This window comes from Parabacteroides sp. CH2-D42-20 (assembly GCF_003670185.1).
GTDB lineage: Bacteria > Bacteroidota > Bacteroidia > Bacteroidales > Tannerellaceae > Parabacteroides > Parabacteroides distasonis.
Window position 1 is genome coordinate 18,739 of sequence record NZ_RAYG01000029.1, and the last position, 15,707, is coordinate 34,445.

Below are 15,707 nucleotides of genomic sequence, written 5' to 3' on the forward strand. Positions count from 1 at the left end.
AACTATTAAATTTTAAGAAAACGATAATTCTATAATGTTTGTAAATGAAGGTTGCGCCAAAGAACCTTGATGCCGCCACCATCATGTATTTGTAACGCGATACGCCCTTGACCGGCTCCGATCTTTTCATCCCGGATGTTTACCATCTCCTCTCCGTTGAGCCAAGTCTGTACATTATCTCCTTGTACCCGGATACGCATCGTGTTCCACTCTCCTTGTTTTAGGATGTTCTCCTTCTCGTCCGGGATCTGTATCAACCATCCTCGTCCGTAGGATTCGTAGATACCGCCCGTGTCAAAACCTTTGGGGGCGACTTCCACTTGCCAGCCGTTTACCTTTACATCTTTTTCTTCTACAAAGGAACGAATAAATACGCCAGAATTACCATCCGCTTCCTGTTTAAATTCCACGGTAAGGTCAAAATCGTCGTAATATTCCCGGGTGGCTAGATAGCCGTATTGTTTATCCGGGCCACTTTCGCATATTAATAAACCATCTTTTACATACCATAATTCTGTGCCGTATTTATCCCAGTTCGTAATGTCCTCGCCGTTGAATAAACGAGCCTCTCGTGTCTTGCGGGGAAGTTCCTTGATCTTGATATTACGGAACCATGCGGGATAACCGTGGTCTTGCAAACAAATCAAGCCTTTATGCGCTAATCCGTATTCAGGAGCGTTCGCCCATTTACCGCTGTTCTTACGGGAGAACCAATCATCAGACCATGCATCGAACTCTACGGTTTTGTGCCCGTTCATAAAGTAGGTGACATGTCCGTTGTCAAAAATAATCTTAGAGTTGTTCCATTCGCCGGCCGGATGTACTTTTATCGTGTTGAAGTCCGGTAAATACATTGCGTAATCCACTCCGCAACGTTGCCAATCTTCCAATGGCTCCGCGAAATTGATATCATCAATCAATTGATACTCGGGGCCGGTAACGTAGGGAACCGGGAATTGAGGACGTTCTACCACATGATATAATAAACCGCTATTTCCTCCTTTCGAGATTTTCCAGTCCCACGAAAGCTCAAAATTCTCATAAGCCTTGTCGGTGACGATGTATCCGCTGGCATCGCTACCTTGCCCGTCCGCTTGGATGGTTCCGTTTACAACTTCCCAAGGTCCGGTCAAGGCGGTTCCGTTATAATCCCGCCAGCCATCCAAGGTTTCCCCATCGAATAGAAGTTCCCAACCTTCCGCTTTCTCTTGTTCGGTCAATGTGTTATGCTTCGTGTTATCACAGGCGATTAAACCGAAAGCAGCTGTCATTACGAACGATACGATTGTTATTTTCATGTACGTATAGCTTTATTGTTAATACAAATTTGTCGGTGTTTTATATATGAGACAACTCTGGGGCAAGGGATACGTAAGCTCTTTTTCCTTTTTTATTTATTTTAACGGAAGTGTATGGCAATCGGTCATTTATTAGTCGGCAAACGCAGTAGTACTGACTTTGCCAAGTAATATATACTAACATCGCCAACGCAGTATATCTGATTTGGATACACTAAATACATTATATGATGTAGCCAAATGTTGCTGTAATAGTTATGGTATCAACGACTGAAGCTTTTCTTTACAGAAAATACTACAATAAGCCAGTAATCGAATGCTTTATTTAAAGTGTTGATAATCAATATTGTGAAAATATCATGATGTTTATGCTGAAACACGTACGTGTTTTCGAAAAAAGTCGTACATGTTTAAAAAAATTCATGTACGTGTTTTTCTATAAAATGATAGGGATACAACTATACATGTTTAAAAGTTACAATAACTCTACTTTACAGAGCTTTGTCATAAAAGATATCGCCGACATTTATCGAGTGAGTAAGAAAAGGTTGAAATGTGATAGCAAAAGGCGTTGGGGTACCATGAAAATTTACTACCACCATTCTATATGTACACTGTAAGTCCGTATAATATATGGAATAGCGGTAGTAATTGTAACAAACGAGAGTAAAAACGCCTGTTGTTTTTGCAGGATTTATTTGATTTGCTTAAATGCTTTTCCGAGCATATCCGTGATGTCGCTGGCGATCATGCTCTCTTCCGAGCGGAAAGCGGCGGCGAGATCACCGGCTGTGCCGTGCAAGAATACTCCGACTACAGCGGCAGTTTCCGGAGAATAGTCTTGCGCCAATAAGCTGAGGATGATACCCGTCAGCACGTCTCCGCTACCGGCGGTTGCCATGCCCGGATTTCCGCAACTATTGAAATAAATGTTTCCTGCCGGAGAACAAATAGCGGTATAAGCACCTTTCAATACGATACAAATCTTATGTTCGGCGGCGAAAGATTGCGCTTTCATCAAACGGTCGTATGAGTTCGTGCTTTCACCCGCTATCCGGTCGAACTCCTTCGGATGGGGAGTGAGGATGCTCCGTGGCGGGATCTTATTGAATAAGTCCTTGTTGGATGCCATTATATTAATAGCGTCCGCATCGATAACGACTGGTTTTGTGCTGGATTGCAGGATACGTTCGATCGCTGCTGCGGATTCTAAATGCTGTCCGAGTCCCGGTCCCATGCCAACAGCGGAGTAACTACCTATCTCGGGAACCGTAGAGAAATAATCAGGATTTGCGTCTAGACTTAACATCGCTTCCGGGAAAGCGGTCTGGAAGATTGATTCGCCTCGGGTCGGGATATGCACGGTCAATAGTCCGGCTCCACTCCGTAAGCATGCCTTCGCGGATAATAGGGCGGCTCCCATTTTTCCTTTACTTCCGGCGATCAATAAAGCATGTCCGAACGTTCCCTTATGGGCGAAACGTTTGCGAGACTTTAACGAATAGGATATATCTTCTTCCGTAACCAATGAGTAAGGGGAAGCCGTCTCATAAATTGCGTCCGGATGGATTCCGATATCCAGTATTTTCCACTCGCCTACGTATTGTTCATTCTCCGGAAAAAGAAACGCCAGTTTCGGGAAGCCGAATGTCAAGGTTAAGCTGGCCTTGATGATCGCCTCCGAGTCATTCTTACGATTATCTTCCCCGAATAAGCCGGAAGGAATATCAATCGCTACGACTTCCGCCTCGGATTGGTTGATATAATTGACCATAGCGGCGAAACCTCCGGTGAGAGGACGGTTTAATCCCGAACCGAACAAGCCATCGATCACCACGTCTCGGTCGGTTAGCGTCGGCGGCTCAAAGTCACGGACCACTTCCGTAAATTCGATCCGTTCCATGTCGAGCAGACGCTGCTTGTTTTGCTCACACTCTACGGACAGATGCTCTGTCGGGTTGAATAAATACGTCTCTACCCGGTATGATTCTTCGTTCAAAAGGCGGGCGATGGCCAAAGCGTCGGCTCCGTTATTGCCTTGACCGGCGAAAATCACGATGCGGACCTGCTTGGAGTAGCGCCGGCAAAACTCATGGACGAACGTCGTAGCGGCACGCTCCACTAAGTCGATCGAACTAATTGGCTCGTGTTGAATCGTATATTGGTCGAGCTCCTTTACCTTGTCTGTAGCGAATATCTTAATCATAATTCTAGATGTCTGGGGTTTTATTCTGCTTACAAATGTATAACAAACTTTGGTATGTTGCTACACTTTTTTGTGCATCGCCGAAAAAGTTGTACATTTGTCCCCTCGAAAACCGAAAGATTTATGGACAGAATTCGTCTAAAAGACAAAGAATTTGAACTGTTTATTCCGGAGTCGGATATTCAGGCGGCTATCGCTAAAATGGCCGTTCAGATTAAAGCGGATGTGGAAGGGAAAAATCCTCTATTCGTGGGTGTGCTAAACGGGGCTTTTATGTTTGTCGCCGAGCTGATGCGTGAGCTGGATGTTCCGTATGAGCTGACATTCGCTCGTTATTCCTCGTATCAAGGAACTTCCAGTACGGGCATATTGAATGAGATCATGCCGGTGCAGGCTGATATTCGCGGACGTATGGTGATCTTATTGGAGGATATTATCGATACGGGCTTTACGATGAGCTACGTGATGGAGAAGCTTCGGAGCGAGGGTGCCGCCGATGTAAGATTGGCAACGATGCTTTTCAAGCCGGAATCCTTGAAATGCGAGTTGACTCCGGATTATGTAGGCTTACAGATACCCGCTGATTTTATCGTGGGACATGGTTTGGATTATGATGAGTTGGGCCGCTCATATAAGGATATCTACAAGGTTGTGGAATAAAATAGTATACATTATATATAATAAAGGAACAATAGTATGTTGAACGTGGTTATTTTTGGTGCTCCCGGTTCAGGTAAGGGAACACAAAGTGAGTTGATTATTAAAGAATACGGTTTGGATCATATCTCTACTGGCGATGTATTGCGTGGCGAGATGAAGGCTGAGACAGAACTGGGCAAGATCGCTAAGGATTATATCGAGAAGGGACAATTGGTTCCGGACGAGTTGATCGTTGATATGTTGGCGAATGTATTGGATAGCAAGAAGCCGGCTAAGGGCGTAATCTTCGATGGTTTCCCTCGTACGATCCCTCAAGCGAAAGCCTTGAAGAAGATGTTGAACGAGCGTGGAACAGACGTTTCCGTTATGTTGAACCTTCAAGTAGAGGAAGAGGAGTTGATCAAGCGTTTATTGGAGCGCGGTAAAGTATCCGGACGTTCTGACGATAACTTGGAGACGATCAAATCCAGACTGGATGTTTACCATACTCAAACAGCTCCTTTGGCAGACTACTATGTAGGTGAAGGCAAGCACGTAGCCATCAAAGGGATGGGAACAATCGAGGAAATCTTCGGTCGTATCAAAGAGGCGGTTAATAATGTAAAATAATTGAAATAAACCAATATGGCTGAATCGAACTTTGTAGATTATGTCAAGATCTATTGCCGCTCAGGAAAGGGTGGAAGAGGGTCTTCTCACTTCCGTCGTGAGAAATACATTCCGAAAGGAGGTCCCGACGGGGGCGATGGAGGGAGAGGAGGTCATGTGTATCTCCGTGGTAACCGGAATTACTGGACGCTCCTTCACTTGAAATATGAGCGTCATATCATGGCCACCAATGGTGAGAGTGGTAGCGCGAAGCGTAGCTCGGGTAAAGACGGGGAGGATCGAGTAATCGAGGTTCCTTGCGGTACGGTTGTTTACGATGCTGAGACCGGAGAGTTTATTTGCGACGTTACGGAAGACGGTCAGCAAGTGATGTTGCTGAAAGGCGGTCGTGGCGGTCTGGGGAATTTTAACTTCAAGACGGCTACCAATCAAGCGCCCCGTTATTCGCAACCGGGTGAGCCGGCATTGGAACGTACGGTGATTCTTCAGTTGAAATTGCTGGCCGATGTCGGTTTGGTAGGCTTCCCGAATGCGGGTAAATCTACCTTGCTTTCTGTCGTATCCGCCGCTAAACCGAAGATCGCTAATTATCCTTTTACTACGTTGGAGCCTAATTTAGGCATCGTGAGTTATCGCGATAACCGTTCGTTCGTAATGGCCGATATACCGGGTATTATCGAAGGAGCAAGCGAGGGAAAAGGTTTGGGACTTCGTTTCTTACGTCATATCGAACGTAATTCATTGTTATTGTTCATGGTTCCCGCTGAGGCAGACGATATCAAGAAAGAATACGAGATATTGCATAATGAGTTAGTGAAGTATAATCCGGAATTGCTGGATAAACGCCGTGTACTGGCGATCACCAAGAGCGATATGCTGGATGAGGAATTGATCGAGGCTTTGTCGCAAGACTTGCCGGAGGGAATTCCGTATGTCTTTATATCTTCTATCACGGGACTGGGTATTGTCGAGTTGAAAGACCTTTTATGGAAAGAGCTGAATAAGGAGAATTTCCATGAGGCAGAGCGAATTGTCCATAAGAATATAGATGTAAGCACGTTGGAATTTGAGGACGACGACGAATACATCTTCCCCGTGGACGAGGACGAGGATGACCCGGATGAGGAATACGAGGAATACTGGGACGATGATGAAGATGAAGATACAAGAAAATAAGCAAATAGAGGTGTCGCGGTTCTCCGGGTTAAGCGGATACCGCGACATTTCTCATTTTACGACAACACGTCATGGCGGCGTGAGTACGGGAACGTACGCTTCGATGAATCCGGGCGTTTATACCGAGGATGATCCGGGCTTCATCCGGAAGAACTTGGAACTTCTTTCGGATGCGGTCGGGATTTCCCTAGAGAATATGGTTATACCTCATCAGACCCATGAGGATCGAGTATTGGCGATCGATGCGTCTTTCCTTTCGCTGAATGATAAAGAGCGAAAGCTACGTTTGGAAGGCGTGGACGCTTTGGTGACGAATGTTCCGGATGTATGTGTAGCCGTATCTACGGCGGATTGTGTCCCTGTCTTGTTATATGCGCCGGATCGTAAAGTGGTAGCTGCCGTCCATGCGGGTTGGCGGGGTACGGTTTTACACATAGCTCGTAAGGCGGCAAGCTTGATGATCGAGGCATACGATTGCGATCCTACTCAATTGGTTGCCGGAATAGGTCCCTCTATCAGTCAAGCGGCATTTGAGGTGGGAGAGGAAGTCGTAAAAGCTTTTCAAATGGCGGGCTTCCCAATGGAGCGGATTCTTCGACGTAATGCGGAGACTCAAAAAGCGCATATCGATCTATGGGAAACCAACCGTTTACAATTGTTAGAGGCAGGATTGCTCTCCGAGCATATAGAGATCGCTGGCATCTGTACTTATATTCGGTATGAGGATTATTTCTCCGCTCGTCGCCTCGGTGTCAAAAGCGGCCGGATCCTTACCGGGATATGCTTGAAAAAATCTTAGTTATATTGGCTCAAACTTATAATAGACATGATTTCAATCACTCTTTCATCTGAGATATCGGAGGCTTGCCCCGATCTTCACGTGTTGGCTATCGCCTGCCAAGTAAAGAATACGGAGCCCGATGAACGACTTTGGGAAGAAATAACCCGTGTTGAGGAGGACATCCGTTCTACCTGTAAGATAGAGGATATTAATAAGTGGACTCCTATTTTCGCTACCCGTCAGGCTTATAAACGTCTGGGGAAAGACCCGAACCGGTATCGCCCTTCCGCCGAGGCGTTAAGACGACGGATACTTCGTGGGCTTCCTTTATATAAGATAGATACCTTGGTGGATATCGTCAATCTGGTTTCTATCCGTAGCGGTTATTCTATCGGAGGATTTGACGCGGATAAGATTGTAGGCGGATTGGAACTAGGTGTCGGAAAAGAGGGGGAAATTTATCACGGTATCGGACGTGGTGAATTGAATATCGCCGGTCTTCCAGTCTACAGGGATGGAGTAGCGGGTGTCGGAACGCCTACCAGCGATGAGGAACGTACCAAGATTGAAATGTCGACCACTTCATTGTTAATGATTCTGAATGGTTATTCCGGTAAGGAGGGCTTATTGGAAGCGGGTGGTTACTCGGTTGACTTATTAAAAAGATATGTCTCAGCGGTAAACGTGGAAGCGGAACTGATATGCCGAGAAAACAGAGGAAAAATAACGTTATAACCGTGTTAATATTGTTTACAAAGCGAAAAATGTCCATCTTTTATGCTAAAAAACATCTATAATCTTTTGTTTTAATCATTTAATCTATAAATTTGTCCCCAGTAATCAAATGTTATCATAAAATGATTGAATTAATTGGTACAAACGCCGGCCTTGTATGGAACGTTTTAAATGAAGGCGGTAAAATGAGTTTTAAGGCAGTGAAGAAAGCCACGAAGATTAAAGCGGAAAAAGATATGTACGCCGCTTTTGGTTGGTTGGCGAAAGAAGGTAAATTAGCTTTCGAGGAGATTGAAGGTGAAATGTATGTTTCTTTAGTGTAAACAAGAGGAACGTTTACAAGAATTAGGGAGGGCTGTTCGATTTTTTTGGACGGCCTTTTTATTTGTCCATACGTTTTCTGTCAAAATAATTAAGTCTACAGTTGGTTAATTCAATTCAAAAACTTACTTTTGTGTAGAATTTGGTGTGAAATGACCGAAGATCATAAGAGATTGTTAGCTGTATTTGAGGTTAGAGTTCGTGATTTGATGGCGTTATGCGATCAGCAGAAACGTAGAATTGACGAACTTACAGCTGCTTTGAGCCTTAAAGACGAGGAGTTGCGGCAGGCGAAGGATATGATTGAAGGATTGAATGCCAAATGTGATAACATGCTGACGGCGCGAATTGTTTCCACGAACGAGGAAGAGATGAAGAACGCCCGGATGCGGTTATCAAAATTAGTGCGGGAAGTAGACAAGTGCATCGCACTTTTAAATGAATAGAAGCGATGGACGAAGAATTTCTTATAAATATAGTGATAGCCGGAAAGAAATATCCGCTTACGATCAAACGTCATGAGGAAGAGTTGGCGCGTGCCGCCGCTGATCAGATCAACAGCAAGATTCTTCAATACAGGCAGCATTTTGCGGTCGAGGTGGATACGAAAGATTTGTTAGCCATGGTGGCTTTTCAACTCTCGATGCATAATCTGGAGTTGGAAAAACGGAATGATACAAATCCTTTTACGGATAAGATACAGGAGCTTACAACCGAGTTGGAAGGATATCTGAAGAAATAACATACATATTGTAAGAAGAGAGTTTCCGCACTGCTTTGCACGGTGAGACCGTGTGATGGTAGTGCTTTTTTTGTATATAAATAAATGAATCTTAAATTATTAGTTAAATGGTTGGAATGTATATAATCATACCGATAGTAACCTTCATCATTGGTGGGTTGCTTGCGTGGCTGGGCATGCGTTTCCTTCTGAAGTCGAAGTACGACTCCGTGCTTCAAGAGGCGGAGAAGGAGGCCGAGGTGATAAAGAAGAACAAGATGCTGGAAGTAAAGGAGAAGTTTCTTCATTTGAAAGCGGACTTGGAAAAACAGGTATCACAGCGTAACGCTAAGATCCAGTCTGTCGAGACTAAATTGAAACAAAGAGAACTGACGATGAATCAACGTCAGGAAGAGTTACAGCGTAGGAATAACGAGGTAGAGGCTGTAAAGGAGAATTTATCTTCTCAGTTGGAGTTGGTGGAGAAGAAGAAGCAAGATTTGGATAAACTTCATCAGAAGGAAGTGGAGCATTTGGAGGCTATCTCCGGGTTGTCCGCCGAGGAAGCCAAAGAGCGTTTGATCGAGTCCTTAAAGGATGAGGCAAAGACGCAAGCCGCTTCTTACATCAACGAGATCGTCGAGGAGGCGAAGATGACCGCTAATAAGGAGGCGAAGAAGATCGTGATCCAGTCTATCCAACGGGTAGCGACGGAGACGGCTATCGAGAACTCTATTACCGTGTTCCATATTGAATCGGACGAGATCAAAGGCCGTATCATCGGTCGTGAGGGACGTAATATCCGTGCTTTGGAGGCCGCTACCGGTATTGAGATCGTGGTGGATGATACGCCTGAGGCTATCGTTCTTTCTGGATTCGACCCGGTTCGTCGTGAGATCGCTCGTTTGGCTTTGCATCAATTGGTGCAGGACGGACGTATCCATCCGGCTCGTATCGAGGAGGTGGTAACGAAGGTGAAGAAGCAAGTGGAAGACGAGGTCGTAGAGACCGGTAAGCGTACCGTGATCGATTTGGGAGTGCACGGTTTGCATCCGGAATTAATCCGTATGATCGGTAAGATGAAGTATCGCTCTTCTTATGGACAGAACTTATTGCAGCATGCTCGTGAGACGGCCAACCTTTGTGCCGTGATGGCTTCTGAGTTGGGCTTGAACCCGAAGAAAGCGAAACGTGCCGGATTGTTACATGATATTGGTAAAGTGCCCGATGATGAGCCGGAATTGCCGCACGCTATCTTGGGTATGAAGCTTTGCGAGAAATATAAGGAGAAACCGGATATTTGCAACGCCGTAGGCGCTCACCACGATGAGGTGGAGATGCAGACGCTGTTGGCTCCGATCGTACAGGTTTGCGACGCTATTTCAGGTGCTCGTCCGGGAGCACGTCGTGAGATCGTAGAGGCTTATATCAAGCGTTTGAATGATTTGGAACAATTGGCTTTATCGTATCCGGGTGTTGTCAAGACTTACGCTATCCAAGCGGGTAGAGAATTGCGCGTAATCGTTGGCGCTGATAAGATTGATGATAAGGACACTGAGAACTTGTCCGCTGAGATCGCTAAAAAGATTCAGGATGAGATGACTTATCCGGGACAGGTTAAGATCACGGTGATCCGTGAGACTCGTGCGGTAAGCTACGCTAAGTAAGAATATATTTAATATAAATAAAAAAGGCCGGCTTGTGTAAGTCGGCCTTTTTTATATCTGTCGTTATCGATTTCCCAGATCGTCGTATAAAGTTTGTAATAGGACTTTTCCTTTCTCCAAGCGGGTCTCGTTTCCGCTTTCAGGTTCTTCTACTAAAATCTTGTTCCCTTCATTGTCGTATACGGAAACACCGGATTCGTCTATAAAGCCAAATCCATTATTGAATGTATAAAAGGCGTAATGCGGGACGCAAGGATTCAATATATCTTTGCTGAATGAGAACTCATCCGTGGGGAGACCCATCTGATTTAATAAGGTGGCTGCCAAATCGGTTTGGTTCGCGTACGTATCGATCACTTTAGGTTCAGCGATCGCTCCGCCTAGCCATAGCATAGGTATGTGGAAACGCAAAGGTCCGTACTCCTGCATGTTTTCAGGGTAACGGTATCCGTGGTCGGAGACAAAGATGACTACCGTATTTTTCCATGCCGGCAGTTCCTTGAACGTATCAATGAAATTGCCGATACAGCTGTCCGTAAACGCGACGGAGTTTAGATAGGGATGCTCCAAATGGTGAAACGGGACCTCGAATGGCTCATGGCTACTTAATGTTAGGAATGTACTTAACCAAGGTTTGCCGTCGACTGGTCTTTGCTTGATATCCTCGTAAAGATGCGAGAACGTGATATCGTCGTTTGCTCCCCATTTACTCAGACGGCTGCTCAAGGGAAAATCACGGTCTGCCGTTATCTTGCTGTAGCCGGAACTATAGAAATAACTTTGCATATTCGTGAAATTGATATCACCTCCATAGAGCATATCTGCCGTATATCCTTCTTTGTTAAGACTCTTTGCGATAGATGGAAGGGTCTGGCTTTTCACCGGATACTTCATGATGGAGGTGGTGGGTTGGGCTAAATAGCCGTTCAATACGGAGACTAAGCCTCGGTCGGTACGGAATGAGTTGGCATATAGGTTCGTGAATAATACACCTTCTTTGCTCAGCCGATTCAAGTTCGGCGTAATTCCCGGCTCACCACCAACAGCCTCGATAGCATTTGCCGTGAAACTCTCCATGATGATAATGAGAATATTGGGACGAGTCGTTGTCAATAGCTTGACAGGCTCTGTAGGTATGGAATCTCCCGGGCATAAGGAGTCTTGGGCTTGAATGAGCGTATCGAATAAGGCTTTCCGCTTTTCCTCCGGGTAGAAATCGAATTGCGAGGCAAAATCCTGTTGCTTACTCAATGAGGCTATCAGACTGAAACACGGGTTGATCGCCGAATGATTCAAGAACTGGTTCTGGCTGAAATAAACCATGCCGACATTTGCCGTAGACGTAGTTACGCCTCCCCGGATCGGAATAAACAATATTCCCCCTGCTAAGAGGATGGCGAAAGTACTTCCCAATTGTTCCAATCCCGTAGGTGGAAAGCTAGGCTTTACTGGCGCGAACCGGAGGATGAAGGTGAACCAAGCATAGATACCTAGCGCATATGCCACGAATACCAATAATTGGATAAAGAACATTCCTAACGGAACACTCGCCATCGCATCGGCGGGCGATTGCAGGTAGAAGAATAAAGTAGCGTCCAACCTGAATCCCCAAAAACTGTATAAAGCCACATCTACGGAGAAGATTGCCGATACCAGAATTCCCATGATCAAGAAGTACCCTTTCAATACCTTCTTCAACCAAGTGCCCGGAAGCCAAACTGATACTAGAGTCAATAGGAGAGGGATGGCGGTAAGGTATCCCGCTATCGTACAATCCAGCTTCAGCCCATGAAGCATAACCTGTAGGAAGTCCGTGAAGGTACAAGCCTCGGACAACGCATGCTGATAAAACATAAATACCGGTTTTTGAATAACAAAAACCGGTAGCCATGCGATAAAAACGATTAGTATGAATAATAATCTTTTTTTCATTTCGAATATAACTTTTCCCGTAACTCCGCGATAGCCGGATCTGTGATGTAATCATCATAATCCATCATCTTATCGATGATACCGTTAGGAGTCAGCTCGATGATACGGTTCGCTACGGTCTGTATGAACTCGTGGTCATGGCTGGAGAACAGGATATTGCCCTTGAATGTCTTCAACGTATTATTGAAGGCTTGGATGGATTCCAGATCCAAGTGGTTGGTCGGCGTGTCCAATATGATGCAGTTGGCGTCGGTGAGCATCATACGTGAGATCATACAACGCATCTTCTCACCTCCGGAAAGTACGCTTACCTTTTTCATGAGCTCCTCGCCCGAGAACAACATACGTCCGAGGAAGCCTTTCAAGAATACCTCGTTAGTATCCGGCGAGAACTGGCATAACCAATCGAGCAGGTTGATATCTGTATTGAAATATTTGGAGTTATCGAGAGGAAGATAAGAGGTCGTGATCGTCTGTCCCCATTGATACGTACCGGCATCCGCTTTCTCCTCACCGTTGATGATCTGGAACAAGGCGGTCATGGCACGAGGGTCGTGACTGATAAATACGATCTTGTCATCCTTCTCCACGAAGAAGTTCAAGTCCTTGAACAATACCTGTCCGTCGAAACTCTTCGACAATCCTTTCACTTCAAGGATCTGGTTGCCCGGTTCGCGGTTAGGCGTGAACAAGATTCCCGGATAGCGGCGTGAGGACGGTTTGATCTCCTCGATATTCAGCTTCTCCAACATCTTCTTGCGACTGGTGGTCTGCTTGGACTTCGCTACGTTGGCGCTGAAACGGCGGATAAATTCTTCCAACTCTTTCTTCTTTTCCTCGGCTTTCTTATTCTGGTTCTGCTGTTGACGAAGCGCTAACTGGCTAGACTCGTACCAGAAGCTATAGTTTCCGGCGAATAATTGTAATTTACCGAAGTCGATATCCACGGTATGCGTACAAACGGAGTCGAGGAAGTGACGGTCGTGGCTAACAACCAATACGGTATGCTCGAAATTAGAGAGATAATTCTCCAACCAAGAAACCGTCTCAAGGTCCAAGTCGTTCGTCGGCTCATCCAATAATAGGTTATCGGGCTGTCCGAACAAGGCACGGGCCAATAAGACACGTACTTTCTGCTTACCGCTCAAGTCCTTCATATACATATAATGCAAATCCTCCTTGATGCCTAGTCCGCTCAATAGGTTGGCGGCGTCGCTCTCTGCGTTCCAGCCTTCCATCTCGGCGAATTTCTCTTCCAGTTCCGATACGCGGATACCGTCGGCGTCGCTGAAATCAGGTTTCTCGTAAAGGGCGTTTTTCTCGCTCATCACCTCCCATAAGGTCGTATGTCCCATCAATACGGTATCCATAACCGTATATTCATCGAATGCGAAGTGATCTTGGCTCAATACGGAAAGACGTTCGCCCGGTCCTAGGTTAACGCTACCTCTGGTAGGGTCTAATTGCTTGCTGATTACACGGAGAAACGTAGATTTTCCGGCCCCGTTAGCACCGATAATACCGTAGCAATTGCCCGGTGTAAACTTCATGTTCACATCCTGAAAAAGGATGCGTTTTCCAAACTGTACGTCCAGATTGTTAACTGTTATCATATTTCGTATACCTATTAAATTGCGATTGAGGATGCAAAGGTACGAAAAATATTGTTTATCTTATCATTGGATGTCATACATCCCGCTCGTTCTCTCCCTTTTTTAGGCTAATTATCTTTTGGGCGTTGAGCGGTGAGATAACGCTTTTCCCGGTTTTGGCTTCCAGCTCTAATCGGGCGTTACGAGCCACCTCGCCTCCTTGTTGGGCGACATTTATGTGCTCGCTAAAGGTGTCTGGTTCCGATGCTTCTGATATTTCCTTGGTAGATAACTCGGCCAGCATGTTTAATACAAGCTCTTTGTTTGTCATATTATCTCGAAGATTCTCTTTTCTTAATCCTTTGAATCGTTTATATTCCTTGGAGGTCATGTCGGACCATGACTTATAGATTATGTCGGTTAATGTAGCGAAATGGAGGCCTTCTTCCAGTCCTCTCTTCTTCCATTCGTCTGTTAGATCTTTCCGTATCTCGATGGATTTCAATCGTTGGTTGATCCAATTATCCGAATAGCCCAATCGTTTATAATCGGCCATGGCTTGCTCGATAGACAATTCCGGGTCTTGCATTTGATCCAAACGTTCCTTCGCTACTTGGGCGATCCATAACTTAAAAGGTTCTGCTTTTGGAGATGGTACTGATTGGATAAGGCGGAAGAGTTGCTCGGTATTGGCTACGTCGGTTAAATATTTCTTGCCATCAGCGGCCTGCATTTTCAGTTGACTACAATTTGTAGTCAACTCGCTACCTTCTCTTTTCAATCTGGTTTTTAATACACTCCAGTATTTTCGAGGGTTGGGGCTATCTGTTAAAATAGATATAACATCAACGATCGAGAAATACCATTCCTCTTGTTCGTCATCCCATATGGCGCGAACTTTTCTTTCTTCGAATAAGCGGATAGATTCTTTTTGTGTCATTTGAAGTTGCTTTGAGTAGTTATAGACAAAGGTAAATGAGAATTTAGTATATCCATAGTTTAATAGTTTGATTAAAAGTTTATTTATCGCAAAGTAAGTATATTAATCTCATTTAAGCAAACGATACGCGGTTTAAATGAGAAGGTACGAAAAATATTGCTTATCTTTGCATTATACATTAATATCCAATTGTGTAATGAATAAACAATCTGTCATATCTCTTCTTCGGAAAGCAAAGCAGCCTTTGTCGCAGAGTTGCGGTGTAAAGCAGTTGGGGCTTTTTGGCTCTACTGTTCGTGAGAGCAATACGGAAAGTAGTGATGTGGATATATTGATCGACTTTGAGGATGATAAAGAGACTTATTCCAATTTCCTTTTGGCTTGTGAGATATTAGAGAAGCTTTTTGACAGATTGAAAGTGGACATAGTCACCCTTAAAGGGTTAAGCCCTTTTATTGGCCAGCAGATATTAAAGGAGGTAGAATATGTGTAAGACCCCTATCGCTTATTTGCTGCATATATTGGAGGAATGTAACTACATCCTTTCTGTAGTTACGGATGATCTGCCTATGTATCAATTTCTTTCGGATGAAACGTTAAAGAGGGCGGTTTGCCGTAGTTTGGAGATTGTCGGTGAAGTGACTAAGAAAATTCCCGCAGATGTTAAATATCAATGGAGTGACATTCAATGGAAACATATGGCTGGAATGAGAGATCGGTTGATTCATGACTATATGGGTGTTAATTATCTGATTGTTTGGGATGTGGCAAAGAATATTATTCCAAAATTGCAACCTCAAATAGAAGCGGTGATAGAGAAAGAACAGAGTCGTTGAGAGAGTTGTTGTGTTAGATATGTTTAGAAACCCTGCTATTTCGTAGGTGCTTATCTAGCATGGAACAGTTTTATGTCGTATATTTGCGGCGAATATAAAAACGAAATAATAAGAAACAGAGAGTAAACGATAGAGATATAAGAGATTGACATATTAGTATTTGCTATTTATTTCTTAATGTAGTAAAACGACCAAATAATAAAGCTCAAGAAGAAATAAGTTCGATAGTGAGT

Annotated in this window: 16 protein-coding genes; 11 read left to right on the forward strand and 5 right to left on the reverse strand. The window is 44.7% G+C overall.

Annotated features, from left to right (window positions below; translation table 11 throughout):
- Nucleotides 1–29 precede the first annotated feature (29 nt).
- Both D7V92_RS16605 and D7V92_RS16615 read right to left on the reverse strand, forming a co-directional pair.
- Nucleotides 30–1,298 carry a DUF1080 domain-containing protein gene (locus D7V92_RS16605; RefSeq protein WP_005864875.1) on the reverse strand — a complete coding sequence of 423 codons (1,269 nt, stop codon included), beginning with the start codon at nucleotides 1,296–1,298 and terminating at the stop codon, nucleotides 30–32.
- A 694-nt stretch (nucleotides 1,299–1,992) separates the two neighbouring features.
- The gene (locus D7V92_RS16615; RefSeq protein WP_005854801.1) at nucleotides 1,993–3,504 is read right to left on the reverse strand and encodes a bifunctional ADP-dependent NAD(P)H-hydrate dehydratase/NAD(P)H-hydrate epimerase; all 1,512 of its coding nucleotides are present in this window, start codon (nucleotides 3,502–3,504) and stop codon (nucleotides 1,993–1,995) included.
- A gap of 123 nt (nucleotides 3,505–3,627) precedes the next feature.
- On the opposite strand from D7V92_RS16615, the gene hpt reads away from it, so the two are divergent.
- The 9 genes from hpt to rny all read left to right on the forward strand — a co-directional run bounded on the left by hpt (nucleotide 3,628) and on the right by rny (nucleotide 10,174).
- On the forward strand, nucleotides 3,628–4,164 hold the full coding sequence (gene hpt, locus D7V92_RS16620; RefSeq protein ID WP_010183721.1) for a hypoxanthine phosphoribosyltransferase: 537 nt from the start codon (nucleotides 3,628–3,630) through the stop codon (nucleotides 4,162–4,164).
- Between the two features lie 36 nt (nucleotides 4,165–4,200).
- The gene (locus D7V92_RS16625; protein ID WP_005854805.1) at nucleotides 4,201–4,773 is read left to right on the forward strand and encodes an adenylate kinase; all 573 of its coding nucleotides are present in this window, start codon (nucleotides 4,201–4,203) and stop codon (nucleotides 4,771–4,773) included.
- Nucleotides 4,774–4,788: 15 nt separating this feature from the next.
- Nucleotides 4,789–5,949, forward strand: a complete 1,161-nt coding sequence (gene obgE / locus D7V92_RS16630; protein WP_005854807.1) for a GTPase ObgE — start codon at nucleotides 4,789–4,791, stop codon at nucleotides 5,947–5,949.
- Nucleotides 5,921–6,748, forward strand: a complete 828-nt coding sequence (gene pgeF, locus D7V92_RS16635) for a peptidoglycan editing factor PgeF (RefSeq protein WP_121773339.1) — start codon at nucleotides 5,921–5,923, stop codon at nucleotides 6,746–6,748. Before obgE ends, pgeF begins: the two co-directional genes overlap by 29 nt.
- Nucleotides 6,749–6,775: 27 nt before the next feature.
- The gene (locus tag D7V92_RS16640) at nucleotides 6,776–7,465 is read left to right on the forward strand and encodes a B3/4 domain-containing protein (RefSeq protein WP_005854811.1); all 690 of its coding nucleotides are present in this window, start codon (nucleotides 6,776–6,778) and stop codon (nucleotides 7,463–7,465) included.
- Nucleotides 7,466–7,587: 122 nt separating this feature from the next.
- Entirely contained in the window at nucleotides 7,588–7,788 is a 201-nt protein-coding gene (locus D7V92_RS16645) for a winged helix-turn-helix domain-containing protein (RefSeq protein WP_005854813.1), read from the forward strand.
- A gap of 150 nt (nucleotides 7,789–7,938) precedes the next feature.
- Complete coding sequence (locus D7V92_RS16650; RefSeq protein WP_005864886.1) at nucleotides 7,939–8,232, forward strand: hypothetical protein; 294 nt, start codon at nucleotides 7,939–7,941, stop codon at nucleotides 8,230–8,232.
- Nucleotides 8,233–8,237: 5 nt separating this feature from the next.
- On the forward strand, nucleotides 8,238–8,528 hold the full coding sequence (locus tag D7V92_RS16655) for a cell division protein ZapA (protein WP_005864888.1): 291 nt from the start codon (nucleotides 8,238–8,240) through the stop codon (nucleotides 8,526–8,528).
- A 107-nt stretch (nucleotides 8,529–8,635) separates the two neighbouring features.
- Nucleotides 8,636–10,174 (forward strand): ribonuclease Y, encoded by a 1,539-nt coding sequence (gene rny, locus D7V92_RS16660; RefSeq protein WP_005854819.1) that lies wholly within the window; start codon nucleotides 8,636–8,638, stop codon nucleotides 10,172–10,174.
- Nucleotides 10,175–10,237: 63 nt separating this feature from the next.
- On the opposite strand, the gene D7V92_RS16665 is transcribed toward rny, so the two are convergent.
- The 3 genes from D7V92_RS16665 to D7V92_RS16675 form a co-directional block, all read right to left on the reverse strand.
- Nucleotides 10,238–12,106, reverse strand: a complete 1,869-nt coding sequence (locus D7V92_RS16665) for an LTA synthase family protein (protein ID WP_121773340.1) — start codon at nucleotides 12,104–12,106, stop codon at nucleotides 10,238–10,240.
- On the reverse strand, nucleotides 12,103–13,719 hold the full coding sequence (locus D7V92_RS16670) for an ABC-F family ATP-binding cassette domain-containing protein (protein WP_121773341.1): 1,617 nt from the start codon (nucleotides 13,717–13,719) through the stop codon (nucleotides 12,103–12,105). Before D7V92_RS16670 ends, D7V92_RS16665 begins: the two co-directional genes overlap by 4 nt.
- A 73-nt stretch (nucleotides 13,720–13,792) precedes the next feature.
- Nucleotides 13,793–14,638 (reverse strand): Bro-N domain-containing protein, encoded by an 846-nt coding sequence (locus D7V92_RS16675; RefSeq protein WP_008773381.1) that lies wholly within the window; start codon nucleotides 14,636–14,638, stop codon nucleotides 13,793–13,795.
- A 196-nt stretch (nucleotides 14,639–14,834) separates the two neighbouring features.
- Here D7V92_RS16675 and D7V92_RS16680 point away from each other — a divergent pair, with 196 nt between their 5' ends.
- Both D7V92_RS16680 and D7V92_RS16685 read left to right on the forward strand, forming a co-directional pair.
- Nucleotides 14,835–15,131: a nucleotidyltransferase family protein gene (locus D7V92_RS16680; protein ID WP_005854828.1), complete on the forward strand. Its 297-nt coding sequence runs from the start codon at nucleotides 14,835–14,837 to the stop codon at nucleotides 15,129–15,131.
- The gene (locus D7V92_RS16685; RefSeq protein WP_005864896.1) at nucleotides 15,124–15,474 is read left to right on the forward strand and encodes a DUF86 domain-containing protein; all 351 of its coding nucleotides are present in this window, start codon (nucleotides 15,124–15,126) and stop codon (nucleotides 15,472–15,474) included. The genes D7V92_RS16680 and D7V92_RS16685 overlap by 8 nt, the downstream gene beginning before the upstream one ends.
- Nucleotides 15,475–15,707 lie beyond the last annotated feature (233 nt).